Annotated in this window: 3 protein-coding genes; all 3 read right to left on the reverse strand. The window is 47.1% G+C overall.

The genetic code is table 11. The features are described from left to right. Window positions 1–43: 43 nt before the first annotated feature. Entirely contained in the window at window positions 44–586 is a 543-nt protein-coding gene (locus ACJMM4_RS09195; RefSeq protein WP_405384144.1) for a hypothetical protein, read from the reverse strand. A 3-nt stretch (window positions 587–589) separates the two neighbouring features. Then, a complete protein-coding gene (locus ACJMM4_RS09200) occupies window positions 590–979 on the reverse strand; it encodes a hypothetical protein (RefSeq protein WP_405384146.1) in 390 nt (129 codons plus the stop codon). Between the two features lie 341 nt (window positions 980–1,320). Then, window positions 1,321–1,535, reverse strand: a 215-nt coding sequence (locus ACJMM4_RS09205) for a hypothetical protein (RefSeq protein WP_405384148.1), incomplete at its 5' end; no start/stop codon positions are given.

Raw genomic sequence — 1,535 nt, forward strand, 5'->3', positions numbered from 1 at the left:
CATAGGGTTCATCCTGGGCATATTGCCACCAAAAGGCATAGGTCTATTCATCGTCTGCCGCCTCCGTTTCTGCCTGCACCTTCCGTGCCTTGACCTGCTTTTTCTCTGACTGTGCTTTTACTCTCTCGCGTAAATCGTCTATTTCGCCCCTCAGCGCGTCCACGTCGCTTTTTAATGCGTACTGTGCATCTTTTCTAGACTCTGCGCTTTCGTTCGACACAGTGGCGCTCTGCGACTGTATGGGCGCGTCTTCTTTTACCAGCCTGTACCGTTCAAACACAGGGCGGTCAAGCTGGTTAAAGCCCATCGTCTTTACGTAGCAATACGGCGCGTTTTCGTCCTTGAACGTGACGGAGTTTCCCGGAGCGACGGGATAATTCCGCGCTTCTTGTTCTGACGGCACAAGCACAAAGCCGCTCTGTTGGATTGCAGGCTGCTGCATCTGCTGAGACTGCGCCTGTTGAGCCTGTTGCATCTGCTGGTTCTGTTGCATCATGGCGTTCTGCTGCATCTGCTGATAGTACGGGTTCGGCTGGTTGTAATAATTTGGCTGATAATTCATTTGCTGGTAATATGGATAGGCCATTTGTTAATCATCCTTTCTATGCCATACGAACGCCACAGGCTCATTTGAGCTATCCCAAGCATCATAGATTTTTGAATCAATGATCGTTGCAACGTGCGTTCCCGTACCGACCACGAAAACGCCGCGAGGGTTATCACGGGCGAAGTCCTTAAAAGTGTAACAATCCGGGCAAGCTTCTGACAGATTGAAGCGGTAAAAGCCGTGCTGCCGAAGTACCGCGCCCCAGGTGCTGTTACTCGACGGCATATCGCCCATATTAAACCCGGCAACTGCCATCAATGCGTAAGCCGTCTCCCAATCCACCCCCAAAGCGGCGCTTACCGCTCTGACGGAACAGTCTCCGACTTTTCTTCCTGCCGGATTAGGATTATATTCACGCCATACGGACTGCACTTTTCTTCCTCCAAAATGCTGATAAAATCGTTTAGTCCGGCAAAATCATGCTCTGCCTGAAAATCTTTGTAAATTTCGTATGCGCTCCTTGCACTAAAACCAATCATCATTAGCCTAGCAATGTACTGCCCCACAAGTCTCACCTCTTTGAAAGTATCATACAAAAAACAAAACCCGCAGGCGATAAAGCCTACGGGTGCTTTTTGTGTGCATTTCGTGTAATTTTCGCAAAAAAATGATTTGAGCCACAGCCGAAGCCGTGGCCCAAACCAAAAGGAGGTACAAAATGAAATGTAGAATCCTATTAGTATAATACAAAATAGATTGCCAGTTGTCAACCCCTACTGCAAGAACTTAAAAATTTTATTTTGCAACTTGTAAACAATATTTTTTGTTTGGACAACCGACAGACCAAACTCTTCCGCCAGAGCCTCATACAATACGCCATCAATAAGACGGCGCTTTAAAATTGCACGATCACGCTCGGAGTGGATATATTCATCGATCAAATATGCTATGTAGCTATTAGTATATTCCTTCAAAATATCACCCACGC

Source organism: Phascolarctobacterium sp. (assembly GCF_045124115.1).
Taxonomy (GTDB): Bacteria; Bacillota; Negativicutes; order Acidaminococcales; family Acidaminococcaceae; genus Phascolarctobacterium_A.

Excerpts from the sequence above, each read along its gene's own strand:
- ACJMM4_RS09195 (WP_405384144.1), bottom strand. The coding sequence starts at position 586 with ATGGCCTATCCATATTACCAGCAAATGAATTATCAGCCAAATTATTAC.